Raw genomic sequence first — 20,927 nt, 5'->3', positions numbered from 1 at the left:
TTTTAAGCCACCATTTGATCTGACAATGCGACAAACTGAGCCAGACTCAATGTTTCTGGGCGCGCCATTGGATCAACACCTGCCCGCTCAAAACCATCTTCAACCAACATCCCTTTTAAACTGTTACGTAAAGTTTTTCGACGTTGGGTAAATACATGCGAAACCAAACGTGCCAATGCTTTTTCATTTTTGGCGATTATTGGCTTAGTTGCATAAGGCTCTAAACGAAAGACTGCAGATGTTACTTTTGGTGGTGGATTAAAAGAGCCAGGCGGTACTTCAAATAAAAAGGTAGGTTTGCAATAATATTGGATCATCACAGACAAACGACCATATTCTTTGGTATTTGGTTCCGCTGTAATACGATCTACGACTTCTTTTTGCAACATGAAGTGCATATCTTTGACTTTATCGCCAAACTCTAAAAGATGGAAAAGCAAAGGGGTCGAAATATTATATGGCAAATTTCCAACCACACGTAATGGGCGATCTTGTTGAAACAGCTCAGAAAAGTCATATTTCAATGCATCTGTTTCAATGATTGTTAAACGCTCAGGATGTGGGACACGACCAGGTAAACCTGCTGCCAAATCACGGTCTAACTCAACCACAGTTAAAGCATCACATTCACCAATCAAAGGTGAAGTTAGTGCCGCAAGACCTGGACCAATTTCAACAATATTGTCACCTGTGCGTGGTGCAACAGAACGCACAATTTTTGCAATTACACGTTGGTCATGTAAAAAGTTTTGACCAAAACGCTTTCGCGTATGATGCCCTTCATCTTTTGGGTTTAAGGCATTAATTTGATACATAAAAAATTTCCAACGCGGTATATAAGTTTGTTTACCAATTAATTTGATCGGGCAAGGTCAAGTGCCAAATCAACTGCGACATGTAAACTTGAACTCTTTGCAAGCCCAGTACCCGCAAGATGTAATGCAGTACCATGATCGACAGATGTACGAATAAAAGGTAAACCTAAAGTAATATTGATGGCTTCACCAAACCCCTGTGATTTTAACACAGGTAAACCTTGATCGTGATACATCGCTAAAACTGCATCCGCATTTTTTAAATTATCTGGCGTAAACAAAGTATCTGCGGGCATACTTAAACTGAGCTGTATACCTTGTGCACGATAGCTTTCGAGTACTGGATTAATCGTATCGATTTCTTCATGCCCTAAATACCCACCTTCTCCTGCATGAGGATTTAGTCCACAGACCAGAATGCGCGGCTGACTAATTTTGAATTTTGTTTTTAAATCATGAATCAGAATATCGATAATTTGATGTAGGCGTTCTTTAGTGATGGCGTCTGCAACATCGCGCAGTGGAAGATGCGTGGTGACCAATGCTACTCTCAGAGTTTTGGTAGCAAGCATCATCACCACACGATCTACACCTGCATACTCTTGATAATATTCAGTATGCCCACTGAAATATATTCCAGCATCATTAATAATTGACTTTTGTACAGGTCCTGTTGCCACACCAACACTTGAGCCTTGCATTGCGTAATAAGCCGTTCGGCGTAATTGTTCGATCACATAGGCTGAGTTTTGTGGATTAAGTTCCCCTAAAACAACATCCTCATTTAAAGGAACATGCTCGACGTAAAGCTGACCTTGTGTCAAACCCTGCTTTTGCCCTTGATACTCGATCAACTGAATCGTTTTATTTAAAATTTTGGCACGATCTCTCAGCATATTGATATCAGCCAATACCACTACTGGACGATCATCAACACGATCTGCCAAATCCAAACTAATATCCGGTCCAATGCCAGCAGGCTCACCGCTGGTTATATATAAAGGAAGCATCGAGAACTCTTTTAAACAGACGTTGCATTGATAGTATACATCGGTTCTAAATCATCATTTCCTATTCAAGTTAATTTTTGCATCAATTTGACTAAAAATGTATAAACTTAAACTAAAAACTATTGCAAGACGACCCACAAAATCCATGACAATTGTTATTCACAAGTGCATGCTGAATATTTGAATTTAAAAATAAAAATAACTTTTAAAAAAATTCAACCCAAGCATAAACCTAAATTAAAAATCATGATACATCTATATCAATTGTAAAGAAAAAATGCGATAAAACACACATAAACCACAATACTAACAGTCTTTAACGCTTGTGTATAAATCCCATACAAATGCTGAAAAAACGGATAAAAGTTAACATTTGAGTGCAAAAATAAATGCTATTGATTCAATTATCCGAATAAAAAACGATTTATTCCAATCTATTAAAACTGACTTAACCCACTTAAACATCACTTAACTTTTCCACTTATTTTGATACTTAATTAAATTTTAATTAAAAAATATTGATCAATCCTGCCATTGATACACACAGGTATTTCAAAATCCAAAAGTCGGTTTGATTATTGCTCAAATTCTGCATTCTCACAGCTATTCAGGTCAATGTGTTGATCAAAAATAATTCTAACGTGATGATCGGGTTCAACTTTTCCGTACACAGTATATTCTACAGCTTGATGATCTCGACGATTTTTCAACTCAATTACCACATCTATTTCTTGACCGATCTCAATATTTTGTGTTTGAACCAATATACCAACAGGCTCACAAGGAAAGGCATCATCAATTTCCTGAGTAAAATCAGCAGTCATCCACTTCACATCGAGAATCGTATCTAATTCCTCATGCTGTTTTTCTGGAGGTTTAGCCAATACATGCGCTTTATCTTGCCAAACGGTCTGAGCAGAACTTCGCGTAAAATTCCCGGCTCCCCATAAGAGTAATAGCAATATTATTGAACTTATTATTTTCATTTTGCCTTGTGTTTTTCTTGATTTAAGTGCTAATTATTGATCAAGTTCTTTACAATTCCAATCACAAAATATACCTCAGTATTTAAGGTAAAAAGAAGCTTTGCTTTTTTTAACAACACTCAATATAATAATGCGCTTGAAATTCAATATTTCGATTGTGAATCTATCTCATTTCAGCTAGAATTTGCTCTCCTTTTTGTTTGGACAGATTCCATAGTCCAAACCAACTATAATAGGTAGTGGTTTAATGAAAACTCTCAGCGCTAAGCCTGCTGAAGTTCAACACGACTGGTACGTTGTTGATGCTTCTGGCAAAACTTTAGGTCGCCTTGCGACTGAAATCGCTCGTCGTTTACGCGGTAAACACAAAACTTCTTATACGCCTCACGTTGACACTGGTGACTACATCGTTGTGATCAATGCAGAGCAAGTTCAAGTGACTGGTAACAAATCACTTGATAAGAAATACTATCGCCACACTGGTTTCCCTGGTGGTATTCGTGAAACTAATTTCGAAAAATTAGTTGCTCACAAACCAGAAGAAATCTTCGAACGTGCTGTAAAAGGCATGTTGCCAAAAGGTCCTCTTGGTTATGCAATGATCAAGAAAATGAAAGTGTACGCTGGTACTGAGCATCCTCATACTGCTCAACAGCCACAAGTTTTGGACATCTAAGGGATACAGCACATGGCTACTAACTATGGTACAGGTCGCCGTAAGACCGCAACTGCACGTGTTTTCCTATCAGCTGGTACTGGTAAACTCGTAATCAATAATCGTACTCTTGAACAGTACTTCGGTCGTGAAACTGCTCGTATGGTTGTTCGTCAACCGCTTGAGCTTTTAGACGTAACTGAAAAGTATGACCTTTACATCACTGTTGCTGGTGGTGGTATCGGTGGTCAAGCTGGCGCTATCCGTCACGGTATTACTCGTGCGTTGATCGCTTCTGACGAAACTTTAAAACCTGCTCTTCGTCAAGCTGGTTTCGTTACTCGTGATGCTCGTGAAGTTGAACGTAAGAAACTTGGTTTACGTAAAGCACGTAAACGTCCTCAATTCTCTAAACGTTAATTCGTTTACCGAATCGGACAAAAAACCTCGGCATTTGCCGAGGTTTTTTTATGGGTTAAAACTATTCAAAGTTTCAAAGTTTCAAAGTTTCAAAGTTTCAAAGTTATTTTGTTGTATCTCGTTTAGAACAGTCCATGACAGCATCAGCAATCCCGTCGGCATATTTTGATTCTGTGATCGTACAGCCATTTTCCTGATAAGTTCGAGTTTCCTTAGAAAACTTATGATCTTTCGGAATCGGTGCATCACATGGCTTATTGGTCTTTACATTGACCATTTTTACAGGTCCATCATTGTAAATCGTGACCTTACACCCCTTAACAACATATTCCTGTTCGATTCCACCGTACCTTTCATCCTCTGAAACAGCAGATGCAACATCACAAGCATCATCAGCACGACATGCGGCTTCTGCGTCACTAGCCACAGTAGCTTCAGCTCCGGCAGCCTCCATAGCTTCAGCAGCCGCTTCCTGCACTTGAGCATCTACAATTTGTTTCTTTGCATATGTATTAGAAAGATTCATCATAAGAAAAACAGCAAGAAGCAACTTACTGCTATTATTTATTAAATTCATGAATGACCCAGACCTTATATTGATTTAAATTCAGCGCATACCGTAAGCTTATTAAAGTTAAGGTGATTTTATTGCCTATTTTTAGTATCCTAGTCTATTCATTTTTTCTAGTTTTTGGAATATGTCAGTCGAAAATGCGCCTCAACAAGGGATTACGTTGTATAGCCACGAGGATGACTTTCGTTCACATTGGATCAGATTTCTGCTTGCAGAAAAGCAGATTAAACACACTTTAATAATCGTTGAAGAAGATGATGAAGACTTAGCAAGCCTTAATCCATACAATCAACTGCCAATGTTGATTGAAAACGATTTGAAATTGTTTAAAACCCATATCATTTCTGAATACCTAGATGACCGTTATCGGCAAAATAAACTGTATGCCGATGCACCTGCCCCACGCGCAGAACAAAGACAGTATATTTGGCGTTTTGAGCAAGATTGGTTTAAGCTTGCAGACACCATGCTCCGCCACCCAGATACGCTCAACGCAGCAGAAAAGAAAAAAGCTCAGCAACAACTGAAAGATACTTTAGTATCTTTAACACCACTTTTTCAGCACTATCCGTATTTTATGTCTGATAACTTTACAATTTTAGATTGTATGTTAGCCCCAATTTTCGTACGGTTAAAACATATGGGAATTGAGCTGCCTAAACAGCAATGCCGTCCAATTTTACTATATTGCCAACGGATTTTTAGCCGACCCGCTTTTTTGAAGTCAATGACCTTTCAAGAAAAAAGCCGATATAGTGAACTTTTGGCAAAACCCTAGATCGCAAAACAATAGAGTATTTTCTAATGTCTGAACCAGAATTGAACTTAACCCCGACTCGACCATACCTTGCACGTGCAATATATGAATGGATTTGCGATAACAATTTAACCCCTTATCTACTTGTTGATGCGACGCAACCTTATACCGATGTTCCGCAACAATTTGTACAAGATGGGCAAATTGTTCTTAATCTGGCACCACATTCAGTTCATATGTTAAATATGAGTAACGATGCAATTACTTTCTCTGCGCGTTTTAGTGGCGCATCGAAAGATCTTTATATCCCCATGAATGCGGTATTAGGACTGTATGCGCGTGAAAATGGACAAGGTTTATTCTTTGATCCTGACGAATATGCCAATGTGCAAATCGAAGAAGATGCTTTAAAATCAAACAAAAGCGATGAAACAGAAATCACGACTGATGCGCCAAAGAAAAAATCGAGCTTACGCATTTTAGAATAGAACAAGGAGAACTGAATGGCTTTTGATCTCGTACAATACTTTGCTGAGCAGATAAAGATTCAAAAGCCTCAGCTATTATCACAACTACAAGCTGTTGAACGAACTGCACATATTGAAGAAATCAATGCGCTCACTTTAGGCAAGATTATTAGCCTGTGGCGTAAGGATGATGATGCACTTTATCAGGAGATTCTTTCGCAAGATCATCTATATAGTCAAGAAATTGCACGACATCTCACAACATCACCACAGAACAAATCTGATTTAGAGCAAACAATGCTTGAATCAGCAACAACTGAAATCCTTGAACTACAATTTGCTGAATTAAAACAGTTAGACACTGCAGGAAGTTTGGGAAAAAGAGGTTTAAGAGAACTGGTGATTGGGCAAATTGAACATTTATCTGGTCAAGCAAAAGATTGGGTTTGGTCAACAAATGAACTAACCGAACTGATTGGCTCTCAACCTACAGTGCAAGAAGAGATATCATTAGATGAAACCATGAAGGAGTTTAATCAAATGGTCAATGTTCAAACTACAGATACGCATGCAGACCACCCAGAAATTACTGTTGTTGAAACAGTTCAACCAACTTGGGCAAAAGTTGCTGAACCTGTAGTCGCACTTGTTGTGCTCTATATTCTTTTTGAAGCTGTCAGCAAAGTTTTTGCTTAAATGTTACTGATAATCTAAATTTATTAAAAGCGATCTAAATGATCGCTTTTTTTCATGCAAAAAATATTTAAGTTTATTTAATTATTACAAGTGATAAATATCACAATAATAAAATTATAAATGATTAAATATGCACAATAATAATCGAAATCCTAAAAACTTTTAAGTTAATCTTCTATTAATAAAAATCATTTAAAAAATTCTTCATGTTTAAGATAGATTTTCAATAATAACTAGTGTTAAGTTAAAGCGATGAAATTCTCTAAACTTTAAATAAAATTAACAATTTACAAAGGAGGATAAAACCGAAATAAATAAAACGACTAAATGCTATACATTTAAACATTAAAAAATGTTTTAACTGGAAAAAGAATAAATCTAGCGTTAATTTAAACACATGATGACTGTTAAAATGTATTACACACTTTAATCTTTTAATCTCAGATAAGTGATATTATGAACAATCAATGTATCAATATCGCAATTTCAGGCTTAGGTTTAACCACCTCAGATGATCTTAAAATCAGGCTGCGAAAAATTTTACCAACCCATATTGGTATAAATTGGACAAGTGTTTCAGATCAAAATATCAACTGTATTTTGATCAATGAGCAGTTTTTTGAAAATGATAATATTCAAAATATTATTCAAAATAAAAATATTCCTTATTTAAAAATATCAAAACACAGTGAACACACAGAGAGTGCTCAAGATAACTTACTTTGCATCCCAATTTATGATGAATGTACGCTTAAAGATTGGGTCAATGTCAAATTACTTCAGCAAGCAGATTCACCTGTAACCAGTTTAGATCTGTCTATAGACGACACTGAAACTCAACTTGAAATTAAAGAAATTGATTTCTTTGCTGATCTCTATACACAGGACAGCCGCAAAGTCATTCTCAGTGATCATTTAGGAACTATTGCCATTATAGACCACCATGCACATTTGGCTTGGCTTGAGGCGACACGTGATGAGTATCAGACAGACCTTTCAATACATTATGCAGCAGCACTCACCTCCGACTTTATTAAGGTTTCACGTAAACGCCAGTTCAACTTAGAAGACTGGTTATTTAATTTGATTTGGAAAAATCCACAACTCATTACTGTACCTGCGGCTGACAAATATTATCGTTTGAAGTTTTGGGTTCAACCCAATCAACTCGATAAGAAACTGTTATTACAACTCACCGCTTGCTTTATCTATGGTGCACAAATTCAACATGTTGCAGATAAACTCAATATTCCTGTTGCAACTGTTCAGCATTTTGTAGCAGCCAATCTAGCCATTCATAATGCGGAGGTCATTTCCGCAAAAGACAGCCAGTTCGACAAAACACAGAGCGAAGAACAACACACTGAAAATAAAGGAATCTTAAAAAGCTTTTTTAACAAATTAAAGAGTAAATTTAAGTTTTAAGGGATAGATACGCGATGATTATTCAAAAATACAAAATTGTTTTTGCAGGTTCGATGGGGGCAGGAAAAACCGAAGCGATTAAATCGCTCTCAGAGGTTCCTGTATTGGCGACAGAAGCCTTTAATACGGATGAACATAGCCACAAAAAACTCAATACCACAGTAGGAATCGACTATGGAGAAGTCACACTTGATGATGGTAATAAAGTTGGGCTTTATGGAACACCAGGTCAAGGGCGTTTCGACTTTATGTGGGGAGTGATTTGTAAAGGGGCTATTGGCACAATCCTATTGATTGACCATAGTTTACAGACACCTTTGGAAGAGTTGGACTATTACATCAATACCTTTAAACAATACGGCGACAACATTGTAATTGGTATCACCCATATCGATGATGATTTGGCTAAACCAACTCACCAATATCGACAATGGTTGTTAGAACGGCAACTCAACTTTCCTGTTTTCTTTATCGATGCACGAAAGAAGGCAGATGTACTGTTGCTCTTAGAAACATTGATTACAGCATTGGAAATTAAATACTTATAATCAATCAAGAGGTGCGTATGAATTTACCAGAGCAACGGGCAGCACCAGAAGCATTGGTTGCATTTGCTAAACAACAAATCCAAGAGGCACTCAACCATGTCAATCATATTGAATTCATTATGATTTGTTCAAGTGATGGTTTTGAGTTAGCTTCTGTGAGTAAACGCTATCAATTTCACTCCAGTAAACTAGCAGCGGTGAGTAGTTCCATTTTAGCGATGGTCAGTGCATTTTTATCTGAAATTAATTTGATTGGCTGTCAAAGTATTACTTTAGATGCTGAGAATGGCAAAGCCGTATTAACAGCTGTACCATGCACCAAGCATCCTATGCTCATCGTCACATTAAGCAGTAAAGAGGTACTACTCGGACAATTGCTTTATCACTTAAAAGAAGCCAGCCAAGCCATTATCCAACAAGATCAATCATAGAAAGAGGGCTCACCCATCTTGGTTAAACTGTTCGGTAATCCCTGTTAAGGTTTCGCATTAATTGTGGTTTGCGATTTACCATTTACTTTAGACTGATACATCAGTAGATCTGCCTGATGAGTAGCCTCATCAATATTTTCAGGTAATTCATCATAAGTACGAATCCCCATACTAAAATCAATACCGAACTGCTGTTTTAATCCACTTAACAAAAAGCTTTTTCTTAAACGTTTTTCGTAATCTTCAATGGCGTTTAGATCAATGTCTTGTAAGATCACAATAAATTCATCACCGCCCATACGCGCAACGACATCAGAATGGCGTGTGGTCGATTTTAACACCTGCGCAAACTCTACTAGGACATCATCCCCTTTACTGTGTCCGTAGGTATCATTTACAGTTTTAAAGCCATCTAAATCAATTAGACCAACAGCAAATGTTTGTTCTGTTTTACTATGTCTCTTTTTTAATGCCTGATAGGCTAAATTAAACGCCCGTGTATTATTCAATGAGGTTAAGGGATCTTTCATCGCCATAAGCGTCATTTCATTTAAATTGATTTTTATTCTACGTAATAAAATCGCTACAACACTAAAGAAACCCAGTCGCACACAAGCATTCCAGAAAGGAATAATCGAATTGGTGTACTCATGCCCTGCACTATAATCGGCATATAACCATGTGAGTCCAGATAAAATTACGGCAATCATGACAACATACTTATGGTCATACCATGCGGCAATCGAAACTGGAATTAAATAAAAAAACAGCAAAAGAATATTCATAGCCCGTTGAGAGATCAATGATTCCTAAAACTATAATGATCAAAAGTAAAGTAGTACGCCGAACAACAATGGAACTCATAAATAAATACGTTTCCAACTGCTTAATCATATGATCACAATCCTTTGTGTTATTATTTCATTATCGTATAGATTAATTAAAAAATCTAGCAAAGCAATAACTCAAAAAAACATCAATAAGTCAATGTTTTAAATATATTTAACATATTTTTTTAAACAAAAAACAGAGACTATTTACTTAGCTGTAGTTAAAATAGTAATAAAAGTAAAGTGATATATAGGAGGATAAATACTGTTATAAAATAGAAATCTTTGGGTGTTAGGGAAAACAACTGATGGTTTACTTCAACGCATTAAAACTAGATAAGTTTTAACTCTATTGCCTATAAACTTTTGGTTTATAGCGTCCTAAGCCGAATCAAGACCTTGTGGGTAAGTACTACACGCACGTTGTACGTTACTGGTAGCAATCTACTCTTTTCGATCCCTGATCACCCTTGCAAACCATAATACCCAAAGCTGTTCAGGATTATTTTCCTAAGATGAGGTCTTTTCAGCTGAATTTAAAAAAATTTCCCGTCAAAGTACGAGATTAAAGAATTTTTAAATGGTTTTATATTTAATTCTATTTTTTTCTCAGTCTCAGTATGAAAAAAATAGAAATCCTTTCTGTTCAGCTCTCACATACATCAATGACGCTAAACTATTTTTTCTTATTCATTTCTGACAACAAGTCCAATTGAATTTCCTGAATTTTTGCCAATTTATCCCATTGGTGCATCAACAAATGATCTATTTTTTCATGTAAATGTCGAATTTCAAGTTCAGCTTTTAAATTGACTTGATAATCATTTTGCGAACGTAGACGATCTTTAGCTTCTTGACGATTTTGACTCATCATAATAATAGGGGCTTGCACAGCCGCCAAGCAAGATAAAATAAGATTAAGTAAAATAAAAGGATAAGGGTCTGCAGGCTGTTTGACCATTACCACAGTATTCACAATAATCCAGATTGCCAAGAACAAGCTAAAACAAATTAGAAAAGCCCAACTTCCTCCAAAAGTTGCAATCTTATCTGCTAAGCGTTCTCCCAAAGTCCAGTTTTCATCGAGTTGATTTTCAGTATTCTTAGTGATCAGTTCGTGCTGTTGCATGCTGTTGAGCACTTCATAAGCTAAACTCGATACTTCGCCTTGTTCAGATTGCAATAGAGATTGCACATATTGCATACGGTACTTGGTTAAATCAGCTCTACAAATATAATCTTGTGCAGACCAGTCTGGGAAATCTCGTGCAATTTCTTCTGTAATCACTTTGCGAATGGTACCCATTGGAACCACATCACGATGGGAAAAACTCTTTTTACACACAAAGCAAATATGATTCTCAAGTTTTTCGTTCATAACGCTACTCTTATCGTGGTTCTTTTTAATCCCTGATTAAGACCAAGCATAGAATATATTTGAGCGGCTTTGTGTATGAAGAGTATCTTGGTTAGATGTTTTTTCTGATATAAGAAACAAAGTTCAATAGATTTATTTGATGAAATATTTTAGGTAAATATTTTTATTGAATTTTTTGGATGAGCGGGAAAACAACTGTGGTTTACTTCAACTATTAAAACTTTGTAAGTTTTAACCCTATTGCCTATAAACTTTTGATCTATAGCGTCCTAAGCCGAATCGAGACCTTGTGGGTAAGTACTACACGCACGTTATACGCAACTGGTAGCAATCTGCTCTTTTCGATCCCTTACATCCTTGAAAACAATATTAATCAAATTGCTTCGGGATTATTTTCCTAAGATAGATTGATTTTTGTCTTTTTCAGGAAATTTTTTCTTTAAAACAATCAATATAAAAAAAATTTCCCAACTCGGTTAATTAAATGATTTTTTATTGCATGAATTAGAGAAAAAATGCAAATTTAATTTCTAAATTTGCATTTCCGCCCCAACACAGCAACATTACTTTTTTAGTTATATGTAAACATGCTTTCAGTTGAATACTGATTTTCTTAATGAGCTTGTTTAACTTGAGTGAAAATGTCTTCTAAAGTGGCTCTATCCTGATTTAAGAACGCTGTTAAACTTGTCTTAATCTGCTCAAGTGTACTCTGCTTGATGGCAAATAGCGCTTTATTCTTACGTGTCATTAATCCGAATAACTCACGCTGCGGAATAATCAACGTAATATTACTTTCTACCTTGAACTCGAAATCTTCTGTTTTAGCATAAGCATTCAGCGTTATGGTCAAAAATTCATTTGATGTAGGATGAATCACCTTGAACATCGTACTGAGACCCTCTAATTGCAATTGTAAAACGCGTTGGCGTCGCCAACTGATGCTTTCAAATTTCGTCAGTACTTCTGCAATCTCAAGATTGCTGAACCGTTCTATATCATGCTCACTGGTGTGATTTGGATACTGAATGTGAATTTCAAAATTGCTCATTATTCTAAAACGCATACACTTAAAATCTTTTTGTAGTGTAACAATACTCTTCAAAAAACATAGAGAACCAGATCATATTTTTAAAACTAAGTTATTTATTTTTAAATGTAAATTGTGAAAAAATTCACTTTTTTTATTTTTTACATGCACCAAGTTTATTTTACTCATTGGTCAATTATTTAAGTATTTGCATTTAGAGCAATTGAAAAAAATCAGGAAGCTTTGACTTCCTGATTTTTGTAGATTTCGTAAATCTAAAATTAGGCTAAACGATGTTCTTGCAACATTTTTTTGTGCATCAATTGTCTATACTGTTCTGTCATTGCATCAATTTGCCCATTTAAAAACAGACTAAGTTGTTCTGAAACCTGTGTTTGATTCAAATTCTTATACACCACATCGTATTTCTTTTTGCGTGTTAAAAATCCTAAAAACTCCTTACTTTCTACAGTCAATTGAATATTACTGTCAATTTGGAAGACAGGCTCGGCTTTACTCGATTGCGTATTTAACTGTATATGCAAATATAATTCTGTTTCTGTATCTTGTACTGCAAATGAGATATCTGAATCAGCAGCTTGAAGTTGAGTCAAAAATAAACGACGCCAGTTAATGGCATAAAATTTTGCCCGAATCTGTTCTATATCTTCAGCTTCAAAAGATTCCACTGCTTGCGCAGGCAAACTGATTTCGACATCGAACTTTCTCATTGTTCTCACCTATCCATGTGATGTTGATATTATGATTAATTAATAGCATTTATATCATTGTTTTAAAACAGCTATTATCATTATTTTTTTTAAATTGATTATTTTCAATACAACATGGATCACAACAATTCATCTAAAATTTGAAGCAGTCCATAAAATGTTGTTTGAACTAAAAATGAATATCTAACATTTAAATATCCCTTCTAATTTGAGGATAATAAATCTCAAGCAAACACCTATTTTAAAGGTCTTCTCCTTTCCTATCATTGTATTAAATGATGAGTCTACATCATATTTTTATAGCGAAATCAAAACATCCATGCAGCAGTTGTGTAATGCTCCAACATGGATGCAGAATTTATTTCAAATTCTAAGCCTCTGAACAACAGTGTATACAAACTTTAATTTTTTCTCTTGGCCAATTCATCTTTGCCCGCTTTAGCGCCAAATCACTGGTCGCAAAAAATCCCAAGAGATTTTGCTGAGTGATATGGGGTAAATAATTACAACCTTGAGTAGCATTATGTACTTCATACACCCCATTGGCTTGCGGATTTTGATTGATAATAAATTTGTCCATCATAAAGTTTCCCCCTATTTATTCGTAAAATAAACGAATAAACCCATAATTAAATTATGCCTTTATTAATTCCATAATAAAAATATGCCTTTATTGTATAAAAATCAATCTTTTTATTTTTTGTTCTTATTGATTTTCCACAATCAATCTAAGTATTTAATTTTTATAAGTCTTTTAATTATCATGTTTATCTTTAAACGGTAGAATGATTTGTACTTTCTTGTCTTTTTCTTTTAATCCAACGGATGGCAATAACCACCGCGATAATTCCAACAATCACCACCAAAACGGGAACAATGAGCGATAATACTGAAACAACAATTGCTCCGATCCATTCGCCTGTAGACACGACAGGATTTGCGATACCACCTGTGGTTGCTGTGGATAATCCCCGAACTGCAACTGTTCCCATTTGTACTGCTGTTGCTGTTCCTCCACCTACAATAATTGCAGCCGCCCAACTGGCAAACTGTGACATTTCACCACTACTCACCGCCATGGTGGTCAGTGTTCCTGCCACCATTGCCGCAGGTGTAGCAATGGTATCTAAGGCATTGTCTACCCAAGGAATATAATACGCACCAATCTCACAAACAGTTGCAACAGCCAAGCCTATACACACAGAGGGTATCGCTAACCACTCAAAACCTTTCATTGGTTCAAACCATCCCATCAATGATGCAATGCTCATCACCAAGAGTGGAACAAACACACGAAAACCGCAGGCTGCGCTTAAACCAATCCCTATACATAAGCTAAGAAGTGTTTCGATCATGATATTTCTGCCTGTATTTTCATTATATTTTTAAACTTTTTATTAAATTAACAAAAAAGCCCTATTGGATGATAGGGCTTTTTCTTAAAACTGCGAGTAGCTGTTTTGTTGGTGCTGCTTAGGCATTCTTGTTGTTGAATTGATTGCCAAGGCATTTGGTACACGGAGGTAAACGATCTGTACCAATTTCTAAGTAAACGCGATGTCCACATTGGACACAAAAATAGAAGCCTGTTCCAGGTTTTTGACCAGCAGTAACCATTTTTGTTCTCCATAGGTTTTAGAAATGGTGAATAAAGTATAGTCAAATTTTAATGTATGTCTACTGTCTATTTTAAAAAATGATGGTGTCATTTTTGCAAGAAATGATTTCAAAAAGTAATACGATTTTTCTTGTTAACGACTTTCCATAAATTAGAATCCACAAATTAATTAAATTGTTTCTCTTTCTTGAGGTGGTTCATCAGTTCTATCTTCCTCATAAAAATCATCTGGCATTTGTGACAATACATTTAAAAAATGTTCAACCATCATTGATTTATATGGATTTTCAGGATCATTTTCTGTGAATAAAATCATTTTCCTTCCTAAAAATAAAAACCCCACTTAACAGTAGGGTCTTTTTACAACACTATCAATTACTTTTTTCTTTAATCCCCACATTGATCACATACAAAGTAATACTCACTTTTGAAATACTGAAAACTCCCTCCTTTTTCGAAGGAGGGTTTTGAGGATTAAGAAATGTAATTAAATCAAGCCACTTGACCTTCCAAGAAATCCTGTGCAAAGCGTTGTAAAACACCACCCGCCTCATACACATGTACTTCTTCTTCAGTATCCAGACGACAAGTTACAGGAACTTCAATGATTTCACTCTTACCGTCAGCCGTTGCACGCTCAATCACCAAAGTTAAATCTGTACGTGGTGCAATATTACCGATCACACTATAAAGCTCAGTACCATCAAGCTTTAAAGTTTTACGATCTGTACCTGCTTTAAACTCAAGTGGTAAAACACCCATACCCACAAGATTGGTACGGTGAATACGCTCAAAACCTTCAGCAACAATCGCTTCAACCCCAGCAAGACGAACACCTTTTGCAGCCCAGTCACGGCTTGAGCCTTGACCATAATCTTTACCTGCAATGATGATCAGTGGTTGCTTACGATTCATATAAGTCTCAATCGCTTCCCACATACGCATCACTTCGCCTTCAGGTTCAACACGTGCTTTAGAACCCTGTTTAATCGTACCGTCAGAACGAACCACCATTTCATTAAACAATTTTGGATTGGCAAATGTTGCACGTTGCGCAGTCAAATGATCACCACGATGCGTTGCATAAGAGTTAAAATCTTCTTCAGGTACACCCATTTTATGCAGGTACTCACCCGCAGCAGAATCCATCATGATCGCATTCGATGGCGATAAATGATCCGTGGTAATGTTGTCAGGTAAAATTGCCAGTGGGCGCATATTCGATAGTGTTCGTGGTGCAGCAAGCGCACCTTCCCAATATGGTGGGCGACGAATATAAGTACTTTGCGGACGCCAATCATATAGTGGACTTTCAGACTTTTCAGCCACACCTAAGTCGAACATTGGAATGTAGACTTTGCGGAACTGCTCAGGTTTTACTGACTCTTTCACTAAAGCATCGATTTCAGCATCCGATGGCCAAATGTCTTTTAAATAAATTGGATTGCCATCTTTATCATTCCCCAATGCATCGGTTTCGATATCAAAACGAATTGTCCCTGCAATTGCATAAGCCACAACCAATGGTGGTGAAGCCAAGAATGCTTGTTTAGCATAAGGGTGAATACGACCATCAAAGTTACGGTTACCAGAAAGTACCGCAGTCGCATATAAATCACGATCGATAATTTCTTGCTGAATCTTTGGATCTAAAGCACCTGACATACCATTACAGGTCGTACATGCATACGCCACGATCCCAAAGCCCAGTTTCTCTAAATCATCCATTACACCTGCTTCTTCAAGGTATAAAGCTGCTGCTTTAGAACCTGGTGCAAATGATGATTTCACCCATGGTTTACGTGTTAAACCCAATTCATTTGCTTTACGTGCCAATAAACCTGCGGCAACCGTATTACGTGGATTAGAAGTATTGGTACAAGACGTAATCGCAGCAATAATGATTGCACCATCTGGCATTAAGCCATCAGTACGGTTTTCAACAACACCTGCAATCCCTTTTTCTTTGAGGTCTGCTGTTGATACACGGGCATGTGGGTTCGATGGACCTGCAATATTACGTGTTACAGTAGAAAGATCAAAACGCAGTACACGTGGATATTCCGCTTGTTTCATATCCGATGCCCAAAGACCGATTTCTTTGGCATAGGTTTCAACCAATTTGATTTGATCCGCTTCACGACCTGTCAGCGTTAAATAATCAATGGTGTTCTGGTCAATGTAGAACATTGCCGCAGTTGCACCATACTCAGGCGTCATGTTCGAAATCGTTGCACGATCTCCAACTGACATGCTGTCCGCACCTTCACCAAAAAATTCTAAATAGGCACCAACCACACGCTCTTTACGCAAAAACTCGGTTAACGCTAAAACGATATCTGTTGCTGTAATGCCTGCTTTGCGTTGCCCGACCAGCTCTACACCAATAATGTCAGGTAAACGCATCCAAGATGCGCGACCAAGCATGACATTTTCGGCTTCCAAACCACCAACACCTACAGAAATTACGCCGAGTGCATCGGTATGCGGTGTATGTGAATCGGTACCGACACAGGTATCAGGAAAAGCAAGACCTTCACGATTTTGAATCACTGGAGACATTTTCTCCAAGTTGATTTGATGCATGATGCCGTTACCTGCTGGGATAACATCGACATTTTCAAACGCAGTTTTGGTCCACTCGATAAAGTGAAAACGGTCTTCGTTACGACGGTCCTCTACAGCACGGTTTTTCTCAAAAGCATCTGGGTCAAAACCACCGTATTCCACTGCCAAAGAGTGGTCAACAATCAACTGGGTTGGAACGACAGGATTCACTTTTGCTGGATCACCACCTTGGTCTGCAATCGCATCACGTAAACCGGCAAGGTCTACCAATGCTGTTTGTCCAAGAATGTCATGACACACGACACGTGCGGGATACCATGGGAAATCGTGATCTTGCTTACGATGGATTAATTCTTTGAGTGACTGTTCGAGAATGGCTGGATCACAACGGCGTACCAATTGTTCAGCCAATACTTTTGATGTATATGGAAGTTTTGCATATGCGCCTTGCTGGATGTCTTCTACGGCTTGACGCACATCGAAGTATTCGAGCTGGGTACCTTGCAGGGGTTTACGATAATTTTTATTCATTGCCTTTGTGCCTCTTGCATCGTTTTGTACTGCGTGTCTAATGCTTGGCATAGTACACTGTCGAAAACCCATTTCCCAAATCGTTTATATTTCATAAGCTTAGATATAAAAACAGGGGTTTTAGAAATATTTAGTAACAACTTCATTAAAATATTTGCACTAAAACTGCTTTTTTTTGAAAAATAGCGGAAAATAAGATTAATTCTTTAGTATTAGATTTAAGACAAGCGAGCAATTCATGAGCGATCTAGCTTTCTCCTCTTTTACCTTAATCGGTGTTGATGCGGTCAAGTTCTTACAAGGTCAAGTTACTGTAAATGTTGAAAATTTAGCTGAAAATATTAGTCAATATACAGCTATCTGTGATTTGAAAGGTCGAATTCATTTTGGCTTGTGGTTAAAAAAGATTAATCCTGAACATTTAGAAATTGTGACCACGCAAGATCAAGCTGAAGAATTTGCTCAGCACATCAAAAAATATGGTGCTTTTTCTAAAATGAAACTTGAGTTGGTTGGGCATGTTTTTCCAATACTCAATGGTTCTACAACTGACTTTTCTGCCACTGAAACTGATATTGCAGCGTGGGAAATTTCAGCAATTCAAAATGGTCAAGCCTATATTAATAAAGTGACTGACGGTTTGTTTCAACCTCAAGAATTACGCCTACATCAACGTGAAGGTATCAATTATGACAAAGGCTGTTATCTTGGTCAGGAAGTAATTGCGCGTCTTTGGTTTAAAGCAAAACCTAAGGCTTGGTTACATCTTATTCAGGGTACTGGTGAAGTCCCTGCTCCTGCTGAACAACTAAATAAGGGCGTTCAAGTCGTGAACAGTGCAGCTTTTGAAAATGACTATATTGCACTGGTTGTTGCCCGTCCTGATGCTCTAGAAGAGTTGAGCGTGACTGTTTTAGCTCTACCTGAGCATTTGAGTGGTGATATTGCTAGACCACAGTAACGATTTAATTTTTATATAAAGATAGCGTTGATAACGTTATCTTTATGCTATTTCATTAAAATCACACTTAAAAAATCTTTTAATTTATTATAAAATGATAAAAATCATTATATTAATTTATCTTTTTTATAACTATGAATCAGAGTTTCCAGGACTCCAAACATAAATTTATTGCCTTATATTATGGTGGATTTTCAATTTTTGCGATATGTATATTAATTTATCTCATTGATTTTAATAACATCAACTTATTCTCCAAAATGATTTATGGATTGATGTTGACTCAACTGATCATTACACTCTACGCTGCTTATCAATATTGGCAATTGAATATTACAGGACTTAAAATATTAAAATGGATCAGTTTTAGTTTAATTTTCTTATTAAGCACACCGTTATTTTTATATATCCCCAATATTGCCATCATATTTGGATTTTTCGTTGAATGGACAGATACATCATTTTTTTCTACCTTAAAACTACACGCAGGGTACAATACGACCATTACCTTGAATGGTGATAGTCCTTGGGGGTTTGGTCTTAATTTTATTGAAATTTTTATGTTTTATCGATTTAGAAAAATATTAAATAACACACAAATTCCATTAAAGGAAAAATGAAAATGAATAATTTAGAATTTAACGATCCTAAATACAAACTTATCGCTTTATATTATGGTATTTCTGCCATCATTGGATTGGGCTTGATTACCTATCAACTCTTTACCAATCCCTTTCATATTTTAGTATTCATCTTATATGTCTTAATTTACATTCAACTGGTTTTTATGTTGTTTGGTGCACTTCAATATTGGGACAAAAGACAAACAGGTTTAAAAATCTTGTTTTGGATTTCTTTAAGTTTAATTCCAGCATTTTATACACCTTTGATTGCCTATATTCCCAAAATTACCTCAGGTTTGTTTATTTATTTCGAAACTGGCTTTGGTGCAAATGGAGCTGGATTTGATGTATTCGTCTTCTACAATACAACGCTAAGAATTTTTAACGAACAATTTTGGCGTATTGGTATTAATTTAATTGAATTTTTTATTTTCTTACGTTTTTTAAATTTAGCCAAGGCACAAGATATTTCATTATCACCTTTCAGACGTTAGATATGCATCCATAGAAAAAAATTTAGCTTAAACAATTTCCCCCCTACTTCAATTATCGAAATATATTGATCATTGAATAAACTGAATGAGATTAATCTCAATTTTAATACAACAAAATGAATAGATACCTTCACACCATGACATCTCAAAGAATCATCGTATTACTTCTAGTCAGTATCTTAAGTATCTGTAGTCATGCGCTATCGCCTGAACTGTTACAGCAACTCAAACAACAGCATGTTGTTGATACGACTTCTACCCTAGACAACAATCAAATCGAAGCATTAAAAAATCAAAATAGACAGCTTTATCAGCAGAAAAATATTGATTTGAAAATATTAATGATCCCTACGATTGGAGATACATCAATAGAACAATATGCTGAACAAGTCTTTAATCAAATTAAAATAGGCAATTCAGAACTTAATAATGGCGTGTTGCTTGTCGTGTCTAAAGATGACCGAAAAATGCGCTTTGAAGTTGGCTATGGTCTAGAAGGTGATTTGACAGATGTGCAAATGGGGCGAATGATTCGAAATACCCTTGCACCAAATTTTAAAAATAATGATTATTATCAAGGTCTTTCTCAAACCCAGAAAACGCTTTTCAATCAAAATATTTCATTGAGAGAGATCACCACAAAACACCCAGAAATTGTTTTCAATCTCAGCTTTTATGGTTACCTGTTTCTTTCTATTTTGCTTTGTATTCCAATGTATTGGGTCTATACCAAATTGGTTGTCAAACTGGGGACTGGAGGCGGATTAGCAGTCTTTGTCGCTTTTTTTGTGGTAGAGATATTTATTCATCTATTGATTTTTTCTTATTTAAATCTTGCTAATTTAGGTTTCTTTTTAAGTGTGCTTATTCCAGTATATGCACCATTTTTAATTGCAGTCTTCATACCTAAAGATCAAAGCCATAAAATGTTGAAATGCATTTTGTATAGCCTGCCGCTTCAAATTTTTTCAATCTTTGGATTAGGTATTTTCTATCTAGTTGATTTCATCCCTGCAACTGCAGTTTTTCTGTTGAAATGTTTAGCTATCTGCTTAATTTCAATCTTTTTACGTTATCTACAATTTTTGTATCGCTTTAAACATCGCAATGAAAATCAATACTTAACAACTTACTACAATCAATATCTCAGAGAAAAAGAGCGACAACAGGCACGTGAGGAGGCTTTTGAAAGAGTTCAGGCGCTACGGAAAAACTCCAATTCAGACCATAATTACTCCTCAAATCATCATTCATCCTTTAATAGTCATCAAGATTCATCTTCAAGTAGCAGTTCATCCTCCAGCAGCAGTTCATCATCCAATGATGAACGAGATTCAGGCGGCAGTTCAGGTGGTGCTGGTGCATCAGGTTCATGGTAA

23 protein-coding genes and 2 pseudogenes are annotated in these 20,927 nt (G+C 36.3%); 12 read left to right on the top strand and 13 right to left on the bottom strand.

From position 1 onward, the window contains the following. Positions 1–2 precede the first annotated feature (2 nt). The 3 genes from rsmA to TOL5_RS04500 all read right to left on the bottom strand — a co-directional run bounded on the left by rsmA (position 3) and on the right by TOL5_RS04500 (position 2,811). Positions 3–815: a 16S rRNA (adenine(1518)-N(6)/adenine(1519)-N(6))-dimethyltransferase RsmA gene (gene rsmA, locus TOL5_RS04510; protein WP_004829846.1), complete on the bottom strand. Its 813-nt coding sequence runs from the start codon at positions 813–815 to the stop codon at positions 3–5. A 38-nt stretch (positions 816–853) separates the two neighbouring features. Continuing rightward, on the bottom strand, positions 854–1,825 hold the full coding sequence (gene pdxA, locus TOL5_RS04505; protein ID WP_121775535.1) for a 4-hydroxythreonine-4-phosphate dehydrogenase PdxA: 972 nt from the start codon (positions 1,823–1,825) through the stop codon (positions 854–856). A 575-nt stretch (positions 1,826–2,400) separates the two neighbouring features. Continuing rightward, positions 2,401–2,811, bottom strand: a complete 411-nt coding sequence (locus tag TOL5_RS04500) for a hypothetical protein (protein ID WP_046759592.1) — start codon at positions 2,809–2,811, stop codon at positions 2,401–2,403. A 247-nt stretch (positions 2,812–3,058) separates the two neighbouring features. Here TOL5_RS04500 and rplM point away from each other — a divergent pair, with 247 nt between their 5' ends. Beyond that, complete coding sequence (gene rplM, locus TOL5_RS04495; RefSeq protein WP_004829852.1) at positions 3,059–3,487, top strand: 50S ribosomal protein L13; 429 nt, start codon at positions 3,059–3,061, stop codon at positions 3,485–3,487. Positions 3,488–3,499: 12 nt separating this feature from the next. Then, positions 3,500–3,886, top strand: coding sequence for a 30S ribosomal protein S9 (rpsI, locus tag TOL5_RS04490; RefSeq protein ID WP_004829853.1), 387 nt, complete (start codon positions 3,500–3,502; stop codon positions 3,884–3,886). Between the two features lie 211 nt (positions 3,887–4,097). Here the strand turns inward: rpsI and TOL5_RS04485 are convergent. Beyond that, positions 4,098–4,415: pseudogene (locus TOL5_RS04485) on the bottom strand (hypothetical protein); the annotation flags it as partial. A 169-nt stretch (positions 4,416–4,584) separates the two neighbouring features. On the opposite strand from TOL5_RS04485, the gene TOL5_RS04480 reads away from it, so the two are divergent. The 6 genes from TOL5_RS04480 to TOL5_RS04455 all read left to right on the top strand — a co-directional run bounded on the left by TOL5_RS04480 (position 4,585) and on the right by TOL5_RS04455 (position 8,784). Next, positions 4,585–5,238: a glutathione S-transferase N-terminal domain-containing protein gene (locus TOL5_RS04480; RefSeq protein ID WP_004829857.1), complete on the top strand. Its 654-nt coding sequence runs from the start codon at positions 4,585–4,587 to the stop codon at positions 5,236–5,238. 26 nt (positions 5,239–5,264) lie between these two features. Continuing rightward, positions 5,265–5,705: a ClpXP protease specificity-enhancing factor gene (locus tag TOL5_RS04475; protein ID WP_004829860.1), complete on the top strand. Its 441-nt coding sequence runs from the start codon at positions 5,265–5,267 to the stop codon at positions 5,703–5,705. A gap of 15 nt (positions 5,706–5,720) precedes the next feature. Next, entirely contained in the window at positions 5,721–6,380 is a 660-nt protein-coding gene (locus TOL5_RS04470; RefSeq protein ID WP_121775534.1) for a hypothetical protein, read from the top strand. Between the two features lie 456 nt (positions 6,381–6,836). Continuing rightward, positions 6,837–7,805 (top strand): hypothetical protein, encoded by a 969-nt coding sequence (locus TOL5_RS04465; protein WP_005033459.1) that lies wholly within the window; start codon positions 6,837–6,839, stop codon positions 7,803–7,805. A 14-nt stretch (positions 7,806–7,819) separates the two neighbouring features. Further along, on the top strand, positions 7,820–8,353 hold the full coding sequence (locus tag TOL5_RS04460; protein WP_004829865.1) for a GTP-binding protein: 534 nt from the start codon (positions 7,820–7,822) through the stop codon (positions 8,351–8,353). 17 nt (positions 8,354–8,370) lie between these two features. Beyond that, the gene (locus tag TOL5_RS04455) at positions 8,371–8,784 is read left to right on the top strand and encodes a roadblock/LC7 domain-containing protein (protein ID WP_121775533.1); all 414 of its coding nucleotides are present in this window, start codon (positions 8,371–8,373) and stop codon (positions 8,782–8,784) included. A 44-nt stretch (positions 8,785–8,828) separates the two neighbouring features. On the opposite strand, the pseudogene TOL5_RS04450 reads toward TOL5_RS04455, so the two are convergent. From TOL5_RS04450 to acnD, 9 genes and pseudogenes are all read right to left on the bottom strand, one after another. Then, positions 8,829–9,678: pseudogene (locus TOL5_RS04450) on the bottom strand (GGDEF domain-containing protein). Positions 9,679–10,290: 612 nt separating this feature from the next. Continuing rightward, entirely contained in the window at positions 10,291–10,992 is a 702-nt protein-coding gene (locus TOL5_RS04445; RefSeq protein WP_009585966.1) for a DUF1003 domain-containing protein, read from the bottom strand. Between the two features lie 613 nt (positions 10,993–11,605). Beyond that, complete coding sequence (locus TOL5_RS04440; RefSeq protein ID WP_228740310.1) at positions 11,606–12,058, bottom strand: hypothetical protein; 453 nt, start codon at positions 12,056–12,058, stop codon at positions 11,606–11,608. A 245-nt stretch (positions 12,059–12,303) separates the two neighbouring features. After that, on the bottom strand, positions 12,304–12,753 hold the full coding sequence (locus TOL5_RS04435; protein ID WP_004829873.1) for a hypothetical protein: 450 nt from the start codon (positions 12,751–12,753) through the stop codon (positions 12,304–12,306). 370 nt (positions 12,754–13,123) lie between these two features. Next, the gene (locus TOL5_RS04430) at positions 13,124–13,336 is read right to left on the bottom strand and encodes a hypothetical protein (protein ID WP_005033469.1); all 213 of its coding nucleotides are present in this window, start codon (positions 13,334–13,336) and stop codon (positions 13,124–13,126) included. A gap of 190 nt (positions 13,337–13,526) precedes the next feature. After that, positions 13,527–14,105, bottom strand: coding sequence for a DUF4126 domain-containing protein (locus tag TOL5_RS04425; protein ID WP_121775537.1), 579 nt, complete (start codon positions 14,103–14,105; stop codon positions 13,527–13,529). A gap of 121 nt (positions 14,106–14,226) precedes the next feature. Further along, positions 14,227–14,370 carry a zinc ribbon-containing protein gene (locus tag TOL5_RS04420; RefSeq protein WP_004829882.1) on the bottom strand — a complete coding sequence of 48 codons (144 nt, stop codon included), beginning with the start codon at positions 14,368–14,370 and terminating at the stop codon, positions 14,227–14,229. 170 nt (positions 14,371–14,540) lie between these two features. After that, on the bottom strand, positions 14,541–14,687 hold the full coding sequence (locus tag TOL5_RS04415; RefSeq protein ID WP_162987727.1) for a hypothetical protein: 147 nt from the start codon (positions 14,685–14,687) through the stop codon (positions 14,541–14,543). Between the two features lie 176 nt (positions 14,688–14,863). Then, positions 14,864–17,470 carry a Fe/S-dependent 2-methylisocitrate dehydratase AcnD gene (acnD, locus tag TOL5_RS04410; RefSeq protein WP_009585899.1) on the bottom strand — a complete coding sequence of 869 codons (2,607 nt, stop codon included), beginning with the start codon at positions 17,468–17,470 and terminating at the stop codon, positions 14,864–14,866. A 238-nt stretch (positions 17,471–17,708) separates the two neighbouring features. Between acnD and TOL5_RS04405 the strand changes: the two genes are divergently transcribed. From TOL5_RS04405 to TOL5_RS04390, 4 genes are all read left to right on the top strand, one after another. After that, positions 17,709–18,431, top strand: coding sequence for a YgfZ/GcvT domain-containing protein (locus tag TOL5_RS04405; protein WP_121775532.1), 723 nt, complete (start codon positions 17,709–17,711; stop codon positions 18,429–18,431). A 275-nt stretch (positions 18,432–18,706) separates the two neighbouring features. Beyond that, the gene (locus TOL5_RS04400) at positions 18,707–19,051 is read left to right on the top strand and encodes a hypothetical protein (RefSeq protein ID WP_010590895.1); all 345 of its coding nucleotides are present in this window, start codon (positions 18,707–18,709) and stop codon (positions 19,049–19,051) included. A gap of 2 nt (positions 19,052–19,053) precedes the next feature. Further along, on the top strand, positions 19,054–19,548 hold the full coding sequence (locus TOL5_RS04395; protein ID WP_121775530.1) for a hypothetical protein: 495 nt from the start codon (positions 19,054–19,056) through the stop codon (positions 19,546–19,548). Positions 19,549–19,685: 137 nt separating this feature from the next. Then, positions 19,686–20,927 carry a TPM domain-containing protein gene (locus TOL5_RS04390; RefSeq protein WP_121775529.1) on the top strand — a complete coding sequence of 414 codons (1,242 nt, stop codon included), beginning with the start codon at positions 19,686–19,688 and terminating at the stop codon, positions 20,925–20,927.

Origin of the sequence: Acinetobacter sp. Tol 5 (assembly GCF_019702905.1) — a bacterium.
In the GTDB taxonomy this organism is placed as follows: Bacteria; Pseudomonadota; Gammaproteobacteria; order Pseudomonadales; family Moraxellaceae; genus Acinetobacter; species Acinetobacter bereziniae.
This window is presented reverse-complemented; position numbering and strand designations above follow the sequence as displayed.

Coding starts and splice junctions, on each gene's coding strand:
- TOL5_RS04475 (WP_004829860.1), top strand. CDS start 5,265: ATGTCTGAACCAGAATTGAACTTAACCCCGACTCGACCATACCTTGCA.
- TOL5_RS04445 (WP_009585966.1), bottom strand. CDS start 10,992: ATGAACGAAAAACTTGAGAATCATATTTGCTTTGTGTGTAAAAAGAGT.
- TOL5_RS04415 (WP_162987727.1), bottom strand. CDS start 14,687: ATGATTTTATTCACAGAAAATGATCCTGAAAATCCATATAAATCAATG.
- TOL5_RS04405 (WP_121775532.1), top strand. CDS start 17,709: ATGAGCGATCTAGCTTTCTCCTCTTTTACCTTAATCGGTGTTGATGCG.
- TOL5_RS04435 (WP_004829873.1), bottom strand. CDS start 12,753: ATGAGAAAGTTCGATGTCGAAATCAGTTTGCCTGCGCAAGCAGTGGAA.
- rsmA (WP_004829846.1), bottom strand. CDS start 815: ATGTATCAAATTAATGCCTTAAACCCAAAAGATGAAGGGCATCATACG.
- TOL5_RS04420 (WP_004829882.1), bottom strand. CDS start 14,370: ATGGTTACTGCTGGTCAAAAACCTGGAACAGGCTTCTATTTTTGTGTC.
- TOL5_RS04430 (WP_005033469.1), bottom strand. CDS start 13,336: ATGATGGACAAATTTATTATCAATCAAAATCCGCAAGCCAATGGGGTG.
- pdxA (WP_121775535.1), bottom strand. CDS start 1,825: ATGCTTCCTTTATATATAACCAGCGGTGAGCCTGCTGGCATTGGACCG.
- TOL5_RS04470 (WP_121775534.1), top strand. CDS start 5,721: ATGGCTTTTGATCTCGTACAATACTTTGCTGAGCAGATAAAGATTCAA.
- TOL5_RS04390 (WP_121775529.1), top strand. CDS start 19,686: ATGACATCTCAAAGAATCATCGTATTACTTCTAGTCAGTATCTTAAGT.
- rpsI (WP_004829853.1), top strand. CDS start 3,500: ATGGCTACTAACTATGGTACAGGTCGCCGTAAGACCGCAACTGCACGT.
- rplM (WP_004829852.1), top strand. CDS start 3,059: ATGAAAACTCTCAGCGCTAAGCCTGCTGAAGTTCAACACGACTGGTAC.
- TOL5_RS04500 (WP_046759592.1), bottom strand. CDS start 2,811: ATGAAAATAATAAGTTCAATAATATTGCTATTACTCTTATGGGGAGCC.
- TOL5_RS04460 (WP_004829865.1), top strand. CDS start 7,820: ATGATTATTCAAAAATACAAAATTGTTTTTGCAGGTTCGATGGGGGCA.
- acnD (WP_009585899.1), bottom strand. CDS start 17,470: ATGAATAAAAATTATCGTAAACCCCTGCAAGGTACCCAGCTCGAATAC.
- TOL5_RS04465 (WP_005033459.1), top strand. CDS start 6,837: ATGAACAATCAATGTATCAATATCGCAATTTCAGGCTTAGGTTTAACC.
- TOL5_RS04400 (WP_010590895.1), top strand. CDS start 18,707: ATGTTGACTCAACTGATCATTACACTCTACGCTGCTTATCAATATTGG.
- TOL5_RS04455 (WP_121775533.1), top strand. CDS start 8,371: ATGAATTTACCAGAGCAACGGGCAGCACCAGAAGCATTGGTTGCATTT.
- TOL5_RS04395 (WP_121775530.1), top strand. CDS start 19,054: ATGAATAATTTAGAATTTAACGATCCTAAATACAAACTTATCGCTTTA.
- TOL5_RS04440 (WP_228740310.1), bottom strand. CDS start 12,058: ATGCGTTTTAGAATAATGAGCAATTTTGAAATTCACATTCAGTATCCA.
- TOL5_RS04480 (WP_004829857.1), top strand. CDS start 4,585: ATGTCAGTCGAAAATGCGCCTCAACAAGGGATTACGTTGTATAGCCAC.